Source organism: Streptomyces sp. EDA2-14 (genome assembly GCF_054963755.1).
This window is the reverse complement of record NZ_JBUEGE010000004.1, coordinates 395,576-414,238: the sequence shown is the minus strand read 5'-3', so window position 1 is coordinate 414,238 and position 18,663 is coordinate 395,576. Positions and strand designations below refer to the sequence as shown.

The 18,663-nt window shown below is 71.6% G+C and carries 15 protein-coding genes; 8 read left to right on the top strand and 7 right to left on the bottom strand.

All coding sequences use genetic code 11. The features are described 5' to 3' along the window. Window positions 1-14: 14 nt before the first annotated feature. The 3 genes from ACY34M_RS15125 to ACY34M_RS15115 all read right to left on the bottom strand — a co-directional run bounded on the left by ACY34M_RS15125 (window position 15) and on the right by ACY34M_RS15115 (window position 3,333). Entirely contained in the window at window positions 15-944 is a 930-nt protein-coding gene (locus tag ACY34M_RS15125; protein WP_462718154.1) for a sugar ABC transporter permease, read from the bottom strand. Window positions 945-963: 19 nt separating this feature from the next. Continuing rightward, window positions 964-1,956 (bottom strand): carbohydrate ABC transporter permease, encoded by a 993-nt coding sequence (locus tag ACY34M_RS15120; RefSeq protein WP_462718153.1) that lies wholly within the window; start codon window positions 1,954-1,956, stop codon window positions 964-966. A 102-nt stretch (window positions 1,957-2,058) separates the two neighbouring features. After that, window positions 2,059-3,333 carry an extracellular solute-binding protein gene (locus tag ACY34M_RS15115; RefSeq protein ID WP_462718152.1) on the bottom strand — a complete coding sequence of 425 codons (1,275 nt, stop codon included), beginning with the start codon at window positions 3,331-3,333 and terminating at the stop codon, window positions 2,059-2,061. 275 nt (window positions 3,334-3,608) lie between these two features. Between ACY34M_RS15115 and ACY34M_RS15110 the strand changes: the two genes are divergently transcribed. The 6 genes from ACY34M_RS15110 to ACY34M_RS15085 all read left to right on the top strand — a co-directional run bounded on the left by ACY34M_RS15110 (window position 3,609) and on the right by ACY34M_RS15085 (window position 10,483). Beyond that, a complete protein-coding gene (locus ACY34M_RS15110; protein WP_462718151.1) occupies window positions 3,609-4,694 on the top strand; it encodes a LacI family DNA-binding transcriptional regulator in 1,086 nt (361 codons plus the stop codon). Window positions 4,695-5,272: 578 nt separating this feature from the next. Beyond that, the gene (locus ACY34M_RS15105; protein ID WP_462718150.1) at window positions 5,273-6,460 is read left to right on the top strand and encodes a hypothetical protein; all 1,188 of its coding nucleotides are present in this window, start codon (window positions 5,273-5,275) and stop codon (window positions 6,458-6,460) included. Then, window positions 6,457-8,655 carry a tetratricopeptide repeat protein gene (locus ACY34M_RS15100; protein WP_462718149.1) on the top strand — a complete coding sequence of 733 codons (2,199 nt, stop codon included), beginning with the start codon at window positions 6,457-6,459 and terminating at the stop codon, window positions 8,653-8,655. Before ACY34M_RS15105 ends, ACY34M_RS15100 begins: the two co-directional genes overlap by 4 nt. Next, complete coding sequence (locus tag ACY34M_RS15095; RefSeq protein ID WP_462718148.1) at window positions 8,652-9,191, top strand: flavin reductase family protein; 540 nt, start codon at window positions 8,652-8,654, stop codon at window positions 9,189-9,191. The genes ACY34M_RS15100 and ACY34M_RS15095 overlap by 4 nt, the downstream gene beginning before the upstream one ends. 57 nt (window positions 9,192-9,248) lie before the next feature. Then, window positions 9,249-9,734: an Lrp/AsnC family transcriptional regulator gene (locus ACY34M_RS15090; RefSeq protein ID WP_462718147.1), complete on the top strand. Its 486-nt coding sequence runs from the start codon at window positions 9,249-9,251 to the stop codon at window positions 9,732-9,734. 32 nt (window positions 9,735-9,766) lie between these two features. Beyond that, window positions 9,767-10,483, top strand: coding sequence for an HAD family hydrolase (locus ACY34M_RS15085; RefSeq protein WP_462718146.1), 717 nt, complete (start codon window positions 9,767-9,769; stop codon window positions 10,481-10,483). On the opposite strand, the gene ACY34M_RS15080 is transcribed toward ACY34M_RS15085, so the two are convergent. Together ACY34M_RS15080 and ACY34M_RS15075 are read right to left on the bottom strand one after the other, a co-directional pair. Next, window positions 10,431-12,095, bottom strand: a complete 1,665-nt coding sequence (locus tag ACY34M_RS15080) for an AMP-binding protein (RefSeq protein WP_462718145.1) — start codon at window positions 12,093-12,095, stop codon at window positions 10,431-10,433. The two genes, ACY34M_RS15085 and ACY34M_RS15080, sit on opposite strands and share 53 nt — an antisense overlap. Window positions 12,096-12,106: 11 nt before the next feature. Further along, entirely contained in the window at window positions 12,107-12,760 is a 654-nt protein-coding gene (locus tag ACY34M_RS15075) for a TetR/AcrR family transcriptional regulator (protein WP_462718144.1), read from the bottom strand. Between the two features lie 85 nt (window positions 12,761-12,845). Here ACY34M_RS15075 and ACY34M_RS15070 point away from each other — a divergent pair, with 85 nt between their 5' ends. After that, entirely contained in the window at window positions 12,846-15,998 is a 3,153-nt protein-coding gene (locus tag ACY34M_RS15070) for a carboxyl transferase domain-containing protein (RefSeq protein WP_462718143.1), read from the top strand. Between the two features lie 29 nt (window positions 15,999-16,027). After that, a complete protein-coding gene (locus ACY34M_RS15065; protein ID WP_462718142.1) occupies window positions 16,028-17,059 on the top strand; it encodes a Ppx/GppA family phosphatase in 1,032 nt (343 codons plus the stop codon). Here the strand turns inward: ACY34M_RS15065 and ACY34M_RS15060 are convergent. Beyond that, window positions 17,039-18,106 carry an LLM class flavin-dependent oxidoreductase gene (locus ACY34M_RS15060; RefSeq protein ID WP_462718141.1) on the bottom strand — a complete coding sequence of 356 codons (1,068 nt, stop codon included), beginning with the start codon at window positions 18,104-18,106 and terminating at the stop codon, window positions 17,039-17,041. The two genes, ACY34M_RS15065 and ACY34M_RS15060, sit on opposite strands and share 21 nt — an antisense overlap. Next, the gene (locus ACY34M_RS15055; RefSeq protein ID WP_462718140.1) at window positions 18,106-18,624 is read right to left on the bottom strand and encodes an SRPBCC family protein; all 519 of its coding nucleotides are present in this window, start codon (window positions 18,622-18,624) and stop codon (window positions 18,106-18,108) included. Before ACY34M_RS15055 ends, ACY34M_RS15060 begins: the two co-directional genes overlap by 1 nt. Between the last annotated feature and the right edge of the window lie 39 nt (window positions 18,625-18,663).

Sequence of the window (18,663 nt, the reverse complement as noted above, 5' to 3'; positions counted from 1 at the left end):
CTGCGTAGCCGGATTCAGCCCTTGGTTCCGCCGGCGGTCAGGCCGGTGACCAGGTGCTTCTGGACAAGGTAGAAGAAAGCGGTCACCGGAATGGCGATCAACACCGCGGTCGCCGCCATGAGGTTCCACTGCGCGTCGTGTTCGCTGACGAAGCTCGACAGGCCGATCGCGAAGGTGTACTTGGTGTCGCTGAGCAGGAACGTATTGGCGAAGGCGACCTCGGCGAACGCCGTGATGAAGGCGTAGAACGCGGCGACGGCGATGCCCGGCTTGGCGAGCGGCAGGATGAGCCGCCAGAAGGTGCCGAAGGGGCTGAGCCCGTCGATCCGGCCGGCCTCGTCGATGTCGGCCGGGATGGTGTCGAAGTACCCCTTCAGCAGCCAGGTGCAGTACGGCACGATCGTCGTGCAGTTGATGAGGATGAGGCCCTGATAGGTGTCGATGAGGCCGAGTTCCGAGAAGATCTCGTAGATCGGCACGATCAGGACGGCGATCGGGAAGGCCTGCGTGAGCAGCAGCACCCACATCAGCGTGCGGTAGCCGGGAAAGCGCATGCGCGAGACGGCGTAGCCGGTGGTCGCGGCGAACAGCACACCGACGAGCGTGGTGCCGAGCGCCACGACCAGCGTCGACGCCGCCCAGTAGAAGAACTGGGTGTGCTGCAGGACGTACGTGTAGTTCTCGAGGGTCGCCTTGCTCGCGATGTTGCCCGGGTGCAGATAGTCGTCCTTGTCGGGCCCCAGCGACAGATACACCAGCCAGACGACGGGGAACAGCGCGACGAGGCCGGCCACGGCGAGGACGCCGTGCGACAGCGCCTTCGCGAGCGGGCTGCGTTCGCCGCGCCTGCGGGTGCGGGTGCGGCGGGGACGGTCGGGAGCGGCCCCGGTCGTGGAGCGCTGCGCGGGGACCCGCTCCGCGGACCGAGTCGTAGTCGTGCTCATGATGTCGGCTCCTGCGGCGTCAGACGGCGAGCTGCTCATTGCGCTTCAACCAGCGGTAGTAGAAGGACGTGAAGACGGTGAGGATCGACAGCAGCAGCACGCCGTACGCGGCGGACTGCGCGAAGTCGCGCGGCTGCTGGCCGAAGCCGAGCCGGTAGGCCCAGGTGACGAGGATCTGGGCGTCCGGTGCCGTGTTGCCGAAGAGCAGGAAGATGATCGCGAACTGGTTGAACGTCCAGATGATGCCGAGCAGGACGACGGTCGAGCTGACCGACCTGAGTCCCGGCAGGGTGATGTGCCGGAAGCGCTGCCAGGCACTGGCACCGTCCATCTCGGCGGCCTCGTACAGCGAGGCGTCGATGGACTGGAGGCCGCCGAGCAGCGAGATCATCATGAACGGCACACCGCACCACGTGTTGACGAGGATCGCGGCGATGCGCTGGAAGGAGGGGTCCTCCAGCCAGCTCGGCTCCGGCAGATGCAGGGAGCCGAGGGCGACGTTGATGATCCCGGAGTCGGCGAGCATGATGCGCCAGGCGAAGACGGTGACGAACGTCGGGACCGCCCACGGCAGGATCAGCAGGAGCCGGTAGAAGGTGCGCCCGCGCAGCTTCTCGTTGAGCAGCAGCGCCAGGCCGAGCCCGATGCAGTAGTGCAGGGCGACGCAGACCGCCGTCCACACGATGGTCCACACGAAGTGCGACCAGAAGCGGTCGTAGGCGGACGGGCCCCACAGGATGTCGGCGTAGTTGTCGAGGCCGATGAACTTGTAGGTGGCCTCGATCTGGTTGACGCCGATGGTGCGGGCCGAGTTGAGGCTGTTGGCGTCGGTGAGCGTCAGGTAGAAGCCGCGCGCCAAGGGGTAGAGGACGAGGACGCCGAGGACGACGACGACCGGAGCGATCATCGCGTACGCGTACCAGTACGTACGGTACGAGTCCTTGAGGCGCCGGATCGGTCCCGGGCGCGGCGCGGGCTTCTTCGCGTCCGGGCGGTCGACGGCAAGGGTCATGCGGGGCACCTTCTGATTCGGGCTGCCTGATTTCGGGCTTCGGCAGGGGTGTGCCGGTTCGCGCCCTCCCCTCCGGGGCGCGAACCGGCCGCTGTCACCTGGTCACTTGGAGAAGCCGGGCAGCAGCTTGGCGAACGAGGTCTCCAGGCTGCTCACGCCCTGGTCCAGGGACTCCTTGCCGGTGGCGACCTTGGGCAGCTCCTGGTCCATCGGCGTCCACAGCGAGCTGTACTCGGGCAGCTCGGGGCGCGGCTGGGCGGCGTCGAGCACCTTCTGGTAGCCGGCGATGCCGGGGTCGGCGGTGACCTTCGCGGTGTAGGCGTCCTCGCGGGTGGGCAGCGTCGAGTTCTTCAGCGCGACCTTCTCCTGCGTCTTCGCCGAGGTCATCCACTTCACGAACTTGAGCGAGGCCGCCTGGTGGGCCTTGTCCGAGCCCGCGTACACGGACAGGTTGTGGCCGCCCGTCGGGGCGCCCGGCTTGCCGCCGGAGCCGGCCGGGACGGTGGCGATGCCCAGGTTCTTCTTGTCCTTGAACGCCGAGCCCTTGTAGAAGTTCGTGATCTCCCACGGGCCCTGGACGATCGAGGCGACCTTGCCGCCCACGAACGCGTCCTGGATGTGCGCGTACGCGTCCGCGGTGGCGTCGGCCTTGTGCAGGCCGGGGCCGTCGAACAGGCCCTTCCAGGCGGTGAGGCCCTTCTTGGCGGCGGCCGAGCCGATGGTGATCTGCTTGCCCTCGGCGTCGACGGTGTCGGTGTTCTCGCCGAACAGGAACGGCTGGGCGTAGTAGCCGGCCGTGGATCCCCAGAAGCCGTCGGCGCCGGTCTTGGACTTGACCTTGGCCGCGTCCTTCTTCAACTGCTCCCACGTGGTGGGCGCCTCGGTGATGCCCGCCTTCTTGAAGAGGGCCTTGTTGTAGACGAAGGCGAGGGTGTCGGTGACCAGCGGGACGCCGTAGGTCTTGCCGTCGAACTGGGCCTGCTCGATGAGGGACGCCTGGAACTTGTCCTTGTCGTCGAGCGCCTCGGTGCCGTCGAGCGGCAGCAGGTAGCTCTTCTTGGCGAACGCCGGGGTCCAGCCGACCTCGGCGCGCAGGACGTCGGGGGCGCCGCTCGCGCCGGCCGCCGTGTCGAACTTGTTCTGCGCCTGGTCGAAGGGGACGTTGACGTACTTGACCTTGATGTCCGGGTTGGCCTTGGTGAACTCCTTGGCCAGCGCCTTGTAGGCGGGCGCCTCGTTGGTCGCGTTGGAGGTGTCCCACCAGGTGATGGTGACCGGGCCCGACGCCTTGTCGCCGCTGTCGTCACTTCCACCGCACGCCGTCGCCGCGAGTGCGAGGGACGCCACCACCGCGGTGGCCACAATGCCACGCCGCATGAGATCTCCTAGAGGGTTGGGCCCGAGTGAGCGACGTGAACGTAACAGCGCTGCAAGCCGGAGGAAAGACCTTGCTGAAAAAATTTGCAGGACTGCCGGGAGGTTATGGGTTCGTGACCTCCAAGTAACCCTGCATGACGGGTGGTTATGCCCCGTTACATGCGCTTATGTGGCACTGCAAGGGCCTGCAAGCTCTTGCCACGAGGCGCCGCCACAGGGATCATCGGGACTCTTGCCCCAGCTCCCCCAGCTCTCGGCCCCCACAAAGGAGTGCGATGACCCAGCTGCCCGCCCAGGCCGCCCGCAAGACGGTGCAGGGCCCGCCCGCGACCGCGCGCCTCGCCGACATCGCGGCGCAGGCGGGGGTGAGCGAGGCGACGGTGAGCCGGGTCCTCAACAGCAAGCCGGGCGTCGCCGCGGCGACCCGCCAGTCCGTGCTCGCCGCGCTCGACGTGCTCGGCTACGAACGCCCGGTGCGGCTGCGCCGGCGCAGCGAAGGGCTCGTCGGCCTGATCACTCCGGAGCTGGAGAACCCGATCTTCCCGGCGCTCGCCCAGGTCATCGGCCAGGCTCTGACCCGCCAGGGCTACACCCCGGTGCTGGCCACGCAGACCCCCGGCGGCTCGACCGAGGACGAGCTGACCGAGATGCTGGTCGACCGGGGCGTCACCGGCATCATCTACGTCTCGGGGCTGCACGCCGACACCACCGCCGACATGCGGCGCTACGAGCAACTGCGCGCGCAGGGCGTGCCGTTCGTGCTCGTGGACGGGTTCTCGCCGCAGGTACGGGCGCCGTTCATCTCGCCGGACGACCGCGCGGCCATGCAGCTGGCGGTCACCCATCTCGGCTCGCTCGGCCACAGCCGGATCGGCCTGGCGCTGGGGCCGAAGCGGTTCGTGCCGGTGCAGCGGAAGACCGAGGGGTTCGTGCGGGCAATGCGGGACCGCTTCGACCTCGCGGCGGACGACATCGAGCGCGACCTCGTGCAGCACTCCCTGTACACGCTGGAGGGCGGGCAGGCGGCGGCCGGTGACCTGATGGACCGGGGCTGCACGGCGGTGGTGTGCGCCAGCGACATGATGGCGCTCGGCGCGATCCGGGCCGCCAGGCAGCGCGGACTCGAGGTGCCGGACGACTTCTCGGTGGTCGGCTTCGACGACTCCTCGCTGATCGCGTTCACGGATCCGCCGCTCACGACGATCCGCAAGCCGGTCCAGGCGATGGGCCAGGCGGCGGTCCGCACGGTCCTCGAGGAGATCGGCGGCACCCCCGCCCCGCACACCGAATTCGTGTTCATGCCGGAGCTGGTGGTGCGGGGTTCGACGGCTTCGGGCCCCGGGGTCACCGGCCGGCGCTGAACCTCAGGACCGGTTGAAGGGCCGGTTGAAGGGCCGGTTGAACGCACCGCCCCGGCTCTCCGTATCCTGCGATGTGTCCGGGGGCGCACCGGACTGCTACGGGGGGCCGTGCGGGAGGTACGGATGGCACGCAGAGCGCACCGCTGATCACGGGTGGCGCGGTCGACCGAAGGCGCCGCGCCCGATTCGATCTCTTCTCATTGTTCCGCAAGCGAACTCTGCTTTCTCTTTTCCCCGTGCAAGGAGAGTGGCTTCCCCCTGCCCAAAAACGGGTCGAAAATCCATTGAGAAAATAATTTGCGGACGTTTCCGTTCCCCGTTGACATGCCTGAATTCGCATGCCAAAGCTTGCTCCAGCACAGCGATTCCGGAATTCGCCCGACCTCGATGATCCGGAAAGGGGGAACACCATGAAGAAGATTTCTGTGCGCAAGGCAGGACCCATCCGTCTGACCACGGCCTGCTACTACCTCTGCGGCGACGCCGCGTAATGCGCCTCCTCGGCCGGGGTCGGACCGCCTTCGGGGTCCGGCCCCGGTCTCCCGCTCCTGCCCGTCTCCCACAAGGGGGTGTGCCGGATGACCGGCACCGTTCGGCTGCACCGGCTCACGATGGTCACCGAGGACGACGGCGTGATGGTCGGCAGGCCCGACACCGGCTCGTACGCGGTGTTCCCCGAGGAGGGGGCGCAGGCGCTGCGGATGTTCGCCGACGGCGCGCCCGTCGCGGAGGTCGCCGACTGGTACGAGCGCACCTGCGGCGGCCCGCTCGACATGGACGACTTCCTGGAGACCCTCGCGGACCTGGGCTTCCTGCACACCGGTGAGCCGGTCGAGGAAGAGCGCCGGGTGCGCTGGCAGGGGCTCGGCCGGGCCGTCTTCTCCTGGCCGGCGTGGATCGCGTACGCCGTGCTGGTGGCGGCCGCGGTGACCGTGATGGTCCGCGATCCGGGGCTGCGGCCCTCGTACCACCAGGTCTTCTTCACGCACTACCTGACGCTCATTCCGCTGACGGTCTTCGCGCTGGCGCTGCCGTGCATCGTCGTGCACGAGGCGTTCCACGCACTCGCCGGGCGGCGCCTCGGCCTCCCGTCCACGCTGGGGATCGGCCGCAGGCTCTACTACCTCGTCGCGGAGACGCGGCTCGATTCGCTGCTCAGCGTCGAACGCCGAAAACGCTATCTGCCGTTCTGCGCGGGCATGTTGGCAGATGTTGTCCTGCTGTCGTTCTTCACGCTGATTTCGCTCGCGCTTGACACAACGGCAATTCCGTCGTGGATTCACAAACTCTGCCTTGCTGTCGCTTTCACCTGCGTCCTGCGGCTCATCTGGCAATTCCTGTTCTATTTGGAGACCGACATCTATTACGTGGTGACGACCGCTACCGGATGCACGGATCTGCAGAATGCGACGCGGTTCCGGCTGCGCGCCGGGATCAGGAAGGCGCTGCGCCGTACGCCGCCGGTGCCGGACACCGAGTGGTCCGAGCGCGACCGCGCCATGGCCCGCAGGTACGCGCCGCTGCTCGTCGCCGGGTACGGGTTCTCGCTCGCCTCGCTGGCCTGGGCGGGCATCCCCACCGCCGTGCGCTTCTGGTCGACGGTCGCCGACCGGCTCGGCGACCCGCACGCCCCGTTCTGGGACCTCGTCGACGCGGCGGGCTTCCTCGCCCTGTCCGGTCTGCAGATCGGGCTGCTCGTCCACGTCACGCTGCGGGACCGGAGGGCCCGGTCCCGTCCCACCACACCGCAAGGAGCCCTGCCATGACCTCACTTCTGTCGACGCGGCACTGGTGGCTCGACCCCACCGCGCACACCACGGCCGCCGGATCGCCGCCGACCCCGTCCCTGGAGGTCCGCTGCCACCGCCGGTTGCGCGGACCGTTCACCGCCGCGCACTTCCTCCTGCACCGGGCCGTACCGCAACTGGTGCAGAAGGACAGCGAGTTGGTGGCCGCCGCGCGGGCCACCGAGGTGGAGTCGATCGCCCCGGAACTGATGGAGATCGTGCCGACGCCGCCGCAGACCCTCACCAACCTCGCCCACGCCAAGGAGCGCACCCGCTTCTACCCGGCGACCCGCGCCCTGCGCATCGCGCACGGCGTCGCCGAACTCCTCATGGACTGGGCGCGGACCGCCCACCCGCGCGGACTCACCCTCTCCTTCCGCGGCCTCGACGAGGCCGACCCCACGGACCGCGATCTGGTGGCCGTGCTGCTGCGGCGCTGCGATCCCGCCACCCTGACCGTGGTCGTGGACGGCGCGGGGGCGGCCGACGACCTGCTCGGCAGGACACTCGCCGCACACGCCCACCGGGTGCCCCGGCTGCCCGTCGTGGACCCGGAGCTGCCGCCCGGCACGGACCTCGCGCAGCTCTACGTCGACAGCGACGGCACGAGCGACGACCCGCGCCTCCTGCGGGCCTACGTGACGGAGCCCGCCGCCGACCGCGCCCGCCGGCACACCGCCCGCGCGGCGCTGCTCGCCGAGCGGGACGAGCCGACGCTGCGGCTCGGCGCGATCCCGTACCACCTGGAGCACGGCACGGACCCGCTGGGCGCGGGCCTCGACGCGCTCGTCGAGGCCGTCAACACCTGCTTCGACAAGGGGTTCTACGAGTCCGTGGTCGACCTCGCCGAACGCGGCCGGCTGCTCCTCGCGGACGCCGAGCGCGACCGCACCTACTGGAACCTGACCCACAAGATCGGCGCCTGCCTCTGCTATCTGGGGCGCGGCGCCGACGCCTTCGCGTACTTCGAGGAGATGCGGCGCGGCTCGCTGTCGCCCGATGTGCACATGGGGACCGCGTACCTCATGGCGATGCTCTACACGCGGTTCCTGCCGAAGGACGCGCACGACGAGGACCTGGCCCTGGCCTGGGTGAACACGGCGATCTCGATCGCGGACGTGCACCCGGACCCGCACAAGCGGATCCTGGTGCGTGCCTTCATGCGCAACGCGCGGGCCCTGGTCGAGCTGCACCGCGGCAACGCCGACGGCTCGCTCGCCCTCGTCGACGAGGCGATGGCCATCACCGACGCCGACTTCGGCCCGGACGAGCAACTCCTGCACCGTTCCGTGCTGTTGTACAACCGGGCGCAGGTGCGCGGCGCGCGCGGCGACCACACCGCCTCGCTCGCCGACTACGACGAGGTGATCCGCCGCGACCCGGACTACGGCGACTACTACTTCGAGCGGGCCGCACAGCACCGCGCGCTCGGGAATCCCCGCGAGGCGCTCGCCGACTACGCGGCGGCGATCCGGCTCACCCCGCCGTTCTACGAGGCGCACTTCAACCGGGCCGACCTGCTGCGCGAGCTGGGCGACGAGGTGGGCGCGCTGCGCGATCTGGACTACGCCCTGTCCCTCGAACCGGACCACGTCGACTCGCTGCTGCACCGCGCGGACCTGTCCCTCGCGCACGGCGACGTCGACCGGGCCCGCGCGGACATCGACCACGGACTCGCCGTGGCGCCGCACCACTCCCAACTCCTGGCGGCACGAGCCGCGTTGTTCGCGGAGCTGGGCGATTCCGGCGCCGCGTACGAGAGCTACTCGGCCGCGCTGGAGGCGGATCCGGGCTGCCTGGCCGCCTGGGCGAACCGGGCCGTCCTCGCCTTCGACGCCGGCCGGTCCGCCGAGGCCGTCGACGACCTGGACGTGGCGCTCTCGCTCAGCGACGACCCCGAGCTGCGCACCAACCGGGCGGTGGCGCTGCAGTCCCTCGGCGAGCACCGGCGCGCCGCCGCCGACCTGGACCGCGTACTGGCGACGGCCGAGGGCGCGCCCGACCCGGAGCTGCTGTACCTCAGGGGCGTCAGCCGGTTCGCGCTCGACGACCCGGACGGGGCGCTCACGGACTGGCGCGCACACCTCGCCGCCTACGAGCAGGGCGGCGCCTCGCCGCACGCCGAGGAGATCCTCGCCCGCACCGGGGCCGCACCCCGGGAGGGCGCGGCGTGACCGCGGAGGCGATGCGTGTCGAACCGGCGATGGTCGAAGCGGCGCGGGCCGACGTCGTGCGGTCCGCGCTGCGCCGGCATGCCAAGGGGGTCGCGGTGGTCACGGTCGGCGGGGAGCCGCCCACCGGGTTCTGTGTCACCTCGCTGGCCTCGCTCTCCCTCGATCCGCCGCTCCTGTCGTTCACGGTGGGCCTGCGGTCGGGGTCGTGGACGGCGGTGCGGGACGCGACATGGGTGATGGTGCAGCTGCTCGCGGCCGGCCAGGAGGAGGTGGCGCGGGTCTTCGCGGGCCCGCGCCACGCCCGCTTCGGACCCCGCACCTCCTGGCACCGCGACCCGCTGGGGCTGCCCGCCCTGGACGGCGTACTGGCCCGCTTCGTGCTCACGCCGGTCGCCCTGCACCCGGTGGGCGACCACGCGCTGGTCATCGGGCTCGTGGTGCGGGCGGGCCGGATCACGGAGGCGGGGCCGCTGGTGCACCACGAGGGGACGTTCGTCGGCCTGCCGGAACCGGGGCGTGACGACAGGCGCCCGTGACTGGGCCATTGGTACAGTCGACGGCGATCGACCGTGCCACCGAAGGAGTCGTCCGCCATGGCCGTGGACCAGCTCGACACCCGAATCCTGCGGCTCCTCCTGGAACAGCCCCGCACCAGCATGCGCGAGTACGCCCGCATCCTGGGCGTGGCCCGCGGCACGCTCCAGGCCCGCATCGACCGGATGGAGCGGGACGGCGTGATCACCGGGGTGCAGCCCTCGCTGTCCCCCGCGGCGCTCGGCCACCCGGTGCTCGCCTTCGTGCACATCGAGGTCACCCAGGGCCATCTGGCGGACGTCGCGGACGAGCTCGCCGGGGTGCCGGAGATCATCGAGGCGCACTCGATCACCGGTGGCGGCGATCTGCTCGCCCGCGTGGCGGCCCGCGACGCGGCGCACCTGGAGGACATCGTCCAGCAGCTCAACCGCGTGCCGGGAGTGGTCCGCACGCGCACCGAGGTGGCGCTGCGCGAGCGTGTCCCGCACCGGGTGCTGCCGCTGGTCGAGTCGGTCGGCAGGGCGGCGGGGGCGCCGCGCGGATGATCGGGGGACCTCGGTCCTGCATCCTGGGTCACATGAGCGACGCGAACCACCCCTCGTACCACTTCGGCGACACCGCGGTCGTCTTCGATCTCGACGGCACCCTCGTCGACAGCGAGCCGAACTATTTCAAGGCCTCTCTGAGCACTCTCGCCCGACGCGGGGTCACCGACTTCACGTGGGCCGACCACGAGACGTACGTCGGGATCTCCACGCTGGAGACCATCGGCATCTGGAAGCGGAAGTACGGCATCGACGTGCCGGACGGCGAGCTGCTCGAGGAGATGAACGCCCGCTATCTGGAGCTGGCGCGCGCCGACACCCATGTCTTCCCGCAGATGCGCCTGTTCGTCGAGCGGCTGCACGCGGCGGGCGTGCCGATGATCGTCGCGTCGGGCTCGTCGCCGGAGGCCATCGACGCGATCCTCACCGGTACGGGGCTGAAGGCGCAGCTGCCGCGGTACGTGTCGGCGGACGAGGTGGAGCACGGGAAGCCCGCTCCCGACGTGTTCCTGGAGGCGGCGCACCGGCTCGCCGCGCGGGCCTCGCACTGTGTGGTCCTGGAGGACGCGGCGCCGGGCGCCGCCGCGGCGCACGCGGCCGGCATGCGCTGCATCGCGCTGCCGTACGTCGCGGCGCAGGCGGACGACCCGGCGTTCACCACGGCGGACCTGCTGTTCAAGGGCGGTCAGGAGGAGTTCACGGCGCGGGCCGCGTGCGAGTGGCTCGAGCGCTCAGCTCCGTCTTCCTGATCTTCCCGGTGGGGGTGAGCGGCAGCTCGTCGAGGATCTCGACGACGTGCGGGACCTTGTACGTCGCCATGTTCCCCGCCGCCCACTCCTTGAGGACGTCCCCCGTGAGCGCGGATCCGGGGACCGTGCGCGCGAAGGCGTAGGGGCGCTGGCCGCTGTCCGGGTCCTCGACGGCGACGACCGCGGCGGCGAGCACGTCGGGGTGCTGGGCGAGCAGTGTCTCCACTTCCGTCGGGAAGACACTCATGCCCTTTACCTTGATCATGTCTTTGTCCCTGCCGAGGTAGTGCAGGCAGCCGTCCTCGTCGAGGGCGCCGATGTCCCCGGTGTGCAGCCAGCCGTCGCGCAGCGCCGCCGCCGTCGCCCCGGGCGCCCGCCAGTACCGGGTGAGCACGGAGGGCCCGCGCACCACGATCTCGCCCCGCTCCCCCAGCGGCAGCGGCTCGCCGGTGGCGAAGTCGACGACCATGAAGTCGGTGCCGGGGACCGGCAGTCCGCAGAACACGGGGTCGCTCAGCAGGTCGTGGTCACCTTCCTGGAAGCCGAGGGTGTTGGTGTCACTGGTGTGTGTCTCGGTCATGCCGTACGAGGCCTCGCGCAGCACGCTGTGCTCGCCGACCGCCGCCTTCCAGCGGGCGCGCAGGGCCGGGGTGAGCTTGCGGATGAAGGAGACGGTGAGCGGCGTCGACAGGCTCGTCAGGTCGTGGCGCGCGAAGTCGGGGTGGTCGAGGAGTTCGAGGTAGTTCTCGACGGTGCCCGCCATGGTGGTGACACCGTGGGTCTCGATGGCGTCGAGGACGTCGGCCGCGTTCCAGCGGGTGAGCAGGATGCTGGTGCCGCCGGAGACCAGCGGGGCGAGGATGCCGAGGTTCTCGCCCGCTATCCAGAAGATGGGCAGGTAGCAGACCGAGACGATGCCGCGCTCGCGCTCCTCGTCGGTGGCCGTGCGCCCGTTGTCGATGGCGGTGGCCGTGTAGACCATGTGCCGCTGGGTGTGTTCGCAGCCCTTGGGCAGCCCGGTGGTGCCGCCCGTGTAGTTGAGGGCGGCGAGCGTGTCGAGATCGTCGGCGACGGGTTCGTGGCGGGGGTGGGCGAGGGCCCGCGGCCAGTCGGTGTCCGCGAGGACGGTGTGCACGGGGGTGTCGGCGCGCACCTCGTCGACGGCGGGCAGCAGCGCGTCCTGCGTGACGAGCAACTGCGGTCCCGCGTCGTTCAGTTCGTGCCGCAGCTCCGCCGCGCGGAACATCGGGTTGACCGGCACGTGCACCGCGCCGATGCGCAGCACGGCGAGCAGGGCGACGACGAAGCGGGCTCCGTTGGGCAGGAACACGCCGACGCGGTCGCCGGGCCGTACTCCCCGGGCGACCATCCAGCCCGCCAACCGGGCGCTCTGGTCGTCGAGTTGCCGGTAGCTGAGGGTCTCGGCCCTGGTGACGATCGCGGGCCGGTCCGGATTGCGGGCGGCCCAGCGGGCCACGTGTGCCGGGAGCGTCAGTTCGCCGCCCTCGTGCCGGGTCCCGGCCGGCTGGCGGCCCGCCCTCGCCCTGTCCTGGCGGGCGCGCAGATCGCGCAGATACGCCTCTGTGTCGCTGGTGGATGTGCCGTGGGACAACGTGCGGCTCCCTACTGCTGCGGTGCTGCTCCGATACCGAGAAGGTGCAGGTACATGACGGTCGCGTCCTCGACCGCCCGGTCGTACGTCTCCGGGCGCTCGGCGACGAGCCGGGCGAACTCGATGCTCATGCCGCCGACCGCGCGGGACAGGGTGAGCGGGTCGACGACCGGGTGCGCCCGGCCCTCCTGCGCGACCCGGCGCACGTAGCGGGCGGCGCGGCGCACCGGACGCTCGCGGATCTCCTCCCACAGGGCGCGCACCTCGGCGTCGCCCCGCGCCTGCTGTTCGAGCAGGCCGAGCAGCGGGAGGTGGCGGGCGTAGGCGGCGATGAACGCGGCCGTGGAGGCATGCGCCACGGCGGCCACGTCGTCGGTGTCCACGCCCGGCACGTCCTGCGCGGTGAGGAACGCGTCCCGCACCCGCCCCGCGAGGACCCGGAAGATCTCTTCCTTGGACGCGAAGTACACATAGAAACCGGCCCGTGACACCTCGGCCCGCACCGTGATGTCGGCGACCGTCGCCGGTCCGTAGCCGAGCCGTCCGAAGACGTGCTCCGCCGCGTCGAGCAGCCGTCCGCGCGCCGGGGCGTCGGTCCGGTCGCGGGCGGTGCGCGTCGCCCATTCCTGCCGCCGGGGCGGTCTGTCCTGCTGACTGCGTGCCACAGCGCCAGAGTATTGACGTTGACGTCAGTGTCAATGAGCATGACGGAATCCGCGTCTGGAACAACCCGACTTCCCGGAGGGGCACATGGGGTCTGCCGCCGTACTCGTCGCCAACCGTGGGGAGATCGCCGTACGGGTCTTGCGCGCGGCGGCCGAACTGGGCCTGCGCACGGTGGCCGTGCACGAACCGGGCGACGAGGCGCATCTGCCCTCGGCGGACGAGACCGTGCCGCTCGCGGCGGGCGGCTATCTCGACGCGGCGACGCTGGTGGCCGCCGCGCGCCGGACCGGCTGCACGTATCTCCACCCCGGTTACGGCTTCCTGAGCGAGTCCGCGGCGCTCGCCCGCGGGTGCGCGGACGCGGGTGTCACGTTCGTGGGCCCGTCGCCTGAGGTGCTCGACCTGTTCGGCGACAAGGCACGCGCCCGTGCGCTCGCCGAGGAGACCGGGGTGCCGGTCCTGCCGGGCACGCGGGGTGACACCAGCCTTGAGGAGGCGCGCACGTTCCTCGCGGACGGGCCCGTGATGGTGAAGGCCGTGGGCGGGGGCGGCGGGCGCGGGATGCGGGTCGTACGGGACGCGGCGGCGCTCGACGAGGCGTGGGACCGGTGCGCATCCGAGGCACAGCAGGCCTTCGGTCGCGCGGAGTTGTACGTGGAGCGGCTGTGGGAGGGCGCCCGGCACATCGAGGTGCAGGTGGTCGGCGACGGCGCCACCGTCGGCCACCTGTGGGAGCGGGACTGCAGCGCGCAGCGCCGCCACCAGAAGCTCGTCGAGATCGCCCCGGCGCCCGGCCTCGACGCGGCGGTGCGCGGCCGGCTCGTGGACGCCGCCCTGCGGCTGGCCCGGGCCGCCCGCTACATGGGTGTCGGCACCGTCGAATTCCTCGTCAGCGGCGAGGAATTCGTGTTCATGGAGGCCAATCCGCGTCTCCAGGTGGAGCACACGGTGACGGAGGAGGTGACCGGCGTCGACCTCGTCGCGACGCAGCTGCGCATCGCGGCGGGCGACACCCTGGCCGACCTGGGGCTCGCCGGGGAACCGCCCGCCCCGCGCGGATTCGCCGTGCAGCTGCGGGTGAACGCGGAGGTCACCGGGCCCGACGGGACGGTACGGCCCTCGGCGGGACACATCACGCGCCTCGACGTGCCGACGGGCCCCGGCATCCGCGTCGACACCGCCGCCCGCACCGGCACGGAGCTGGGTACGCGCTACGACTCGCTGCTCGCCAAGGTCGTCGCACACGCGCCGGGCGGCGACTTCGCGGCGGCGTGCGCACGGGCCCGGCGGGCGCTCGACGAGTTCACGGTCGAGGGCGTACGGACCGGAATCCCCTTCCTGGCGAGGCTGCTCGACCACCCCGGCTGCACGGCGGGCGGCTTCGACACCGGCTTCGTGGAGCGACACCTCCCCGAGCTCGTGCCACCGGCCGCCGCTGCCCCGGAAGCCACCACGGAACCGGGAACGGTGACCGCGCCCATGGCCGGCACGGTCGTCTCCGTCGAGGCGGAGCCCGGTCAGTCCGTCGCCGCCGGAGCCACCCTGCTCGTACTGGAAGCCATGAAGATGGAGCACGTGGTGCGCGCCGAGCACGCGGGGGTCGTCCGCGCGGTGGGCGCGGGAGTCGGTGAAACCGTCGCCGAGGGAGCCGAGTTGGTGCTCCTCGACGTGACGGAGGACGGTGGGACGGCGACAGAGGCGGTCGCCGAGGTCGATCTCGACGCGGTGCGCCCCGACCTCGCGCAGGTCGTCGCGCGGCACGCCTTCGGCCTCGACGAGAACCGCCCCGAGGCCGTCGCCAAGCGGCACGCGGCGGGGCGGCGCACGGCCCGCGAGAACATCGAGGAGCTGTGCGACCCCGGCACGTTCACCGAGTACGGCGCGCTCGCGGTGGCCGCGCAGCGGCGGCGGCGCCCGCTGGACGACCTGATCCGCTCGACGCCCGCCGACGGCATGGTCACCGGCACCGGCCGGATCGGCGGCGCGCCCGCGGTCGCGATGTCGTACGACTACACGGTGCTCGCCGGCACCCAGGGCCACAACAACCACCGCAAGACCGACCGGATGCTGCACCTGGCCGAGGAGCGGGAACTGCCCGTCGTGCTGTTCGCGGAGGGCGGCGGGGGCCGCCCCGGTGACACGGACACCGCGTCGATCGCGGGCCTGGACGTCATGACGTTCCATCAAATGGCGCGGCTGAACGGCAAGGTGCCGCTCGTCGGTATCGCGTCGGGCCGCTGCTTCGCGGGGAACGCGGCGCTCCTCGGCTGCTGCGACGTCGTCATCGCGACGCCCGAGGCGAACATCGGCATGGGCGGCCCCGCCATGATCGAGGGCGGCGGCCTCGGCGTGCACCGCCCCGAGGACATCGGCCCGCTGTCGGTGCAGGTGCCGAACGGGGTCGTGGACCTGCCGGTGGCGGACGACGCGGATGCGGTGCGCGCGGCCCGCGCCTACCTGTCGTACTTCCAGGGCCCGCAGGAGAATTGGGAGGCGCCGGACCCGCGACGGCTGCGCCACGCCGTCCCGGAGAACCGGCGCCGCGCCTACGACATCCGCGCCGCGATCGACGGGCTCGCCGACACGGACTCGGTGCTCGAACTGCGCCGCGGCTTCGGCACCGGCATCATCACGGCGCTCGTCCGGATCGAAGGCCACCCGATGGGCCTGGTCGCCAACAACCCGGCCCACCTCGGCGGCGCCGTCGACCGGGACGCCGCGGACAAGGCGGCGCGGTTCCTGCGGCTGTGCGAGGCGTTCGGGCTCCCGGTGGTCTCACTGTGCGACACACCGGGCTTCATGGTCGGCCCGGAGTCCGAACGCACCGCGACGGTGCGGCAGTTCGCGGACCTGTTCGTCGCGGGCGCCCGCCTCACGGTGCCCCTGGTGTGTCTCGTGCTGCGCAAGGCGTACGGGCTCGGGGCGATGGCCATGATGGGCGGTTCGACGCGGGCGCCGCGCGGCACGGCGGCCTGGCCGAGCGGCGAGTTCGGCGGGATGGGTCTGGAGGGCGCGGTGCGGCTCGGCTACCGGCGCGAACTGGAGGCGATCGCCGACCCCGCCGAGCGGGAGCGGGCCTTCGAGGCGCGCGTCGCGGAGATGTACGAGCACGGCAGGGCCGTGAACGCGGCGGCGGCGCTGGAGATCGACGCGGTCGTCGACCCCGCGGACTCACGGAGTTGGATCATGTCGGTACTGGACATTCCGGTATCGATCCGGCACGCGTCGGGGCATTGATGCACTCAACAAGGGGTACTCCGTCGATCATGCGTATCAGTGTGGTGGATGTGGGCTCGAATACGGTGCGTCTCGCGATCGCGGACGCGCGCGACGGCGCACCGCTGCCGGTGCACACGGCCAAGCGGCGGCTACGCCTGTCCGAACTGGTCGACGGCGACCGGAGACTGGGGCCGCCGGCCGTGGAGCGGCTGATCGACGCGGTACGGGCGGCGGTCGCCGAGGCCGAACGGTGGGGCAGCGACGAACCGTTCGCCTTCGCCACGGCCATCGTCCGTGACGCGCCGAACCGGGACGAGGTGCTCGACGCCGTCGAGGAGGGCACCGGCGTGCGCCTGCGGGTGCTGCCCGGCGAGGTGGAGGCCGAGCTGACCTTCCTCGCGGCCCGCCGCTGGATGGGCTGGCGGGCCGGGCCGCTCGGCGTCCTCGACATCGGCGGCGGCTCCCTCGAAGTGGCCTTCGGGCGTGGCCGGTTGCCGGAGTTCGCGATCTCGCTGCCGCTCGGGGCGGGGCGGCTGACCCGCGAGTTCCTGCCGGGCGACGGGGTGCCGCCGTCGGAGAAGGACCTCAAGGCACTGCGCCGCCATGTGCGGCACCAGCTCAGGGACGTCGCCGCGCGGATCCGCTGGGAGGGGCCGCTGACGGCGGCGGCCACGTCCCGTACGTTCACGCAGTTGGCGCGGCTGTGCGGGGCCCCTCCGGGGCGGTACGGGCCGTTTGTGGCGCGGCAGTTGAGCCGTCAGGCACTCGGCGCGGCGGTCACCGAGCTGGCGGCGCTCCCCGCGGAGCGGCGGGCGGAGCTGCCCGGCATCTCGGCGCCGCGGGCCTCGCAGTCGCTTGCGGGGGCGCTGGTGGGTCATACGGCGATGAAGCTCATGGGCATCCGCCGGCTCACGGTGTGTCCCTGGGCGATCCGGGAGGGTATTTTGCTGCGCCGGATCGAGGGCGACGAGGGCTGGTCCGGTACGGGTCACCCTCCGGCGCTCCATCTGGCGGCCGACCGGGCCCACGCCACGGGGCTCCGCCCCGGACCCCGCGCCTCAATCGCCGGCGGGGCTTGACAGGCCCGCCTCACGTACCAGGTCGATCGCCCGGCCCAGGGTCGCGAGCCGCGAGGCAAGCGTGTCTCCGGCCGGGTACAACCGCACCGTGTCCACCCCCGCCTCCCGCCACACGCCCAACCGCTCCCGCACCATGTCCTGCGTACCGATGAGCGTCGTCGCGAGCACCATCTCGTCGGTGATCAAGTCGGATGCCCCGTCCCGGTCACCCGCCTGCCACCGCTCGCGGACCGCCGCCGCGACCTCCGCCCAGCCCTGCCGGCTGTAGGCCTGGTTGTAGAAGTTGGTCGTGGCGGAGCCCATCCCGCCGAGGCTGAAGGCCAGCTCCTTCTTCCGGCCGCCCACCACGGCCGCCAGCTCCTCCTCGTCCTCGACGAAGTTCACCTCGGCCCCCTGACAGACGTCGAGGTCGGCCCTGGTCCGGCCGGAGGCCGTGAGCCCCGCGTCCAGGTGGTCGAAGTACGCCTCCTTCGCCCCCTCGGGCACGAAGCTCGTCCCGAGCCACCCGTCGGCCACCTCCCCGGTGAGCCGCAGCATCTTCGGCGACAACGTGGCCAGGTAGATCGGCAGTTCGTGCTCGGCCCGCATCGACAACCGCATGGGGCGCGCGTCACCACCCGGCAGCGGCAGTTTGAACTCCCGCCCGTCGTAAGTGATCTTCTCGCCGGTCGCCGCCATCCGCACGATCTCCACGGTCTCCCGCATCCGGGCCAGCGGCCGGGCGAACGGCACCCCGTGCAGCCCCTCGATCACCTGCGGCCCGGACGGACCGAGCCCCAGCAGGAAGCGGCCGTCGGAGATGTTCGACAGGGTGATCGCGGCGCGCGCGATGGCGGCCGGGGTGCGGGTGCCGAGCTGGATGATTCCGGAGCCGAGCAGCATCCGCTCGGTGCGCGCCGCCAAGTAGCCGAGCGGGGACGGCGCTTCGGAGCCCCAGGCCTCGGCGACCCAGCAGATGTCGAGGCCCAGCTTCTCGGCCTCGGTGACGAAGTCGACGGTGTCCCGCCAGTTCCCGCCGGACGCCTCGACGGTGGTGGACGTACGCATCAGACCGCGGCCCCTTCCGCTTCGGCGAGGGACTTCAGCCCGTCGAGCGTCGCGTTCATGCCCCGCTCCCACTCCCGCAGCCGGCCGTGGACGATCTTCTGCTCCTTCTCGGGCATCCGGTCGATGGCGTACGAGAGGCCGGAGCGGCCGGGCCCCATCCGGGCCCACTGCGTCAGCACGGTCGTACCGTCACCCACCGCTTCCAGCGTGAACCGCCATACCGCACTGGGTTGTTCGGGGTCGCCCACGGCCCACGCGAACACCCGCTCCCGCGCGCACTCGACGACGCACGACGTGGTCTCCCACGCGCCGAACGCCTCGTGCCGGCTCCGGCCGAGGAAGCGGGCGCCGACGCCGCGCTCCTCGTCCAGCCACTCGGCCGACTGGAGCTCGGCGCTGAACCGTGGCATCAGGCCGACGTCGGTCACCAGCTCCCACACCCGGCCCGGCGGCGCGGCGATCGTGCGTCGCACCTCGACGGTCGGCGTGTCCGCGTACCGGGCGCCCGTCCACTCCATCGTGCTCCACCTCTCCGTAGAACAGCCTGCGAGCACGAG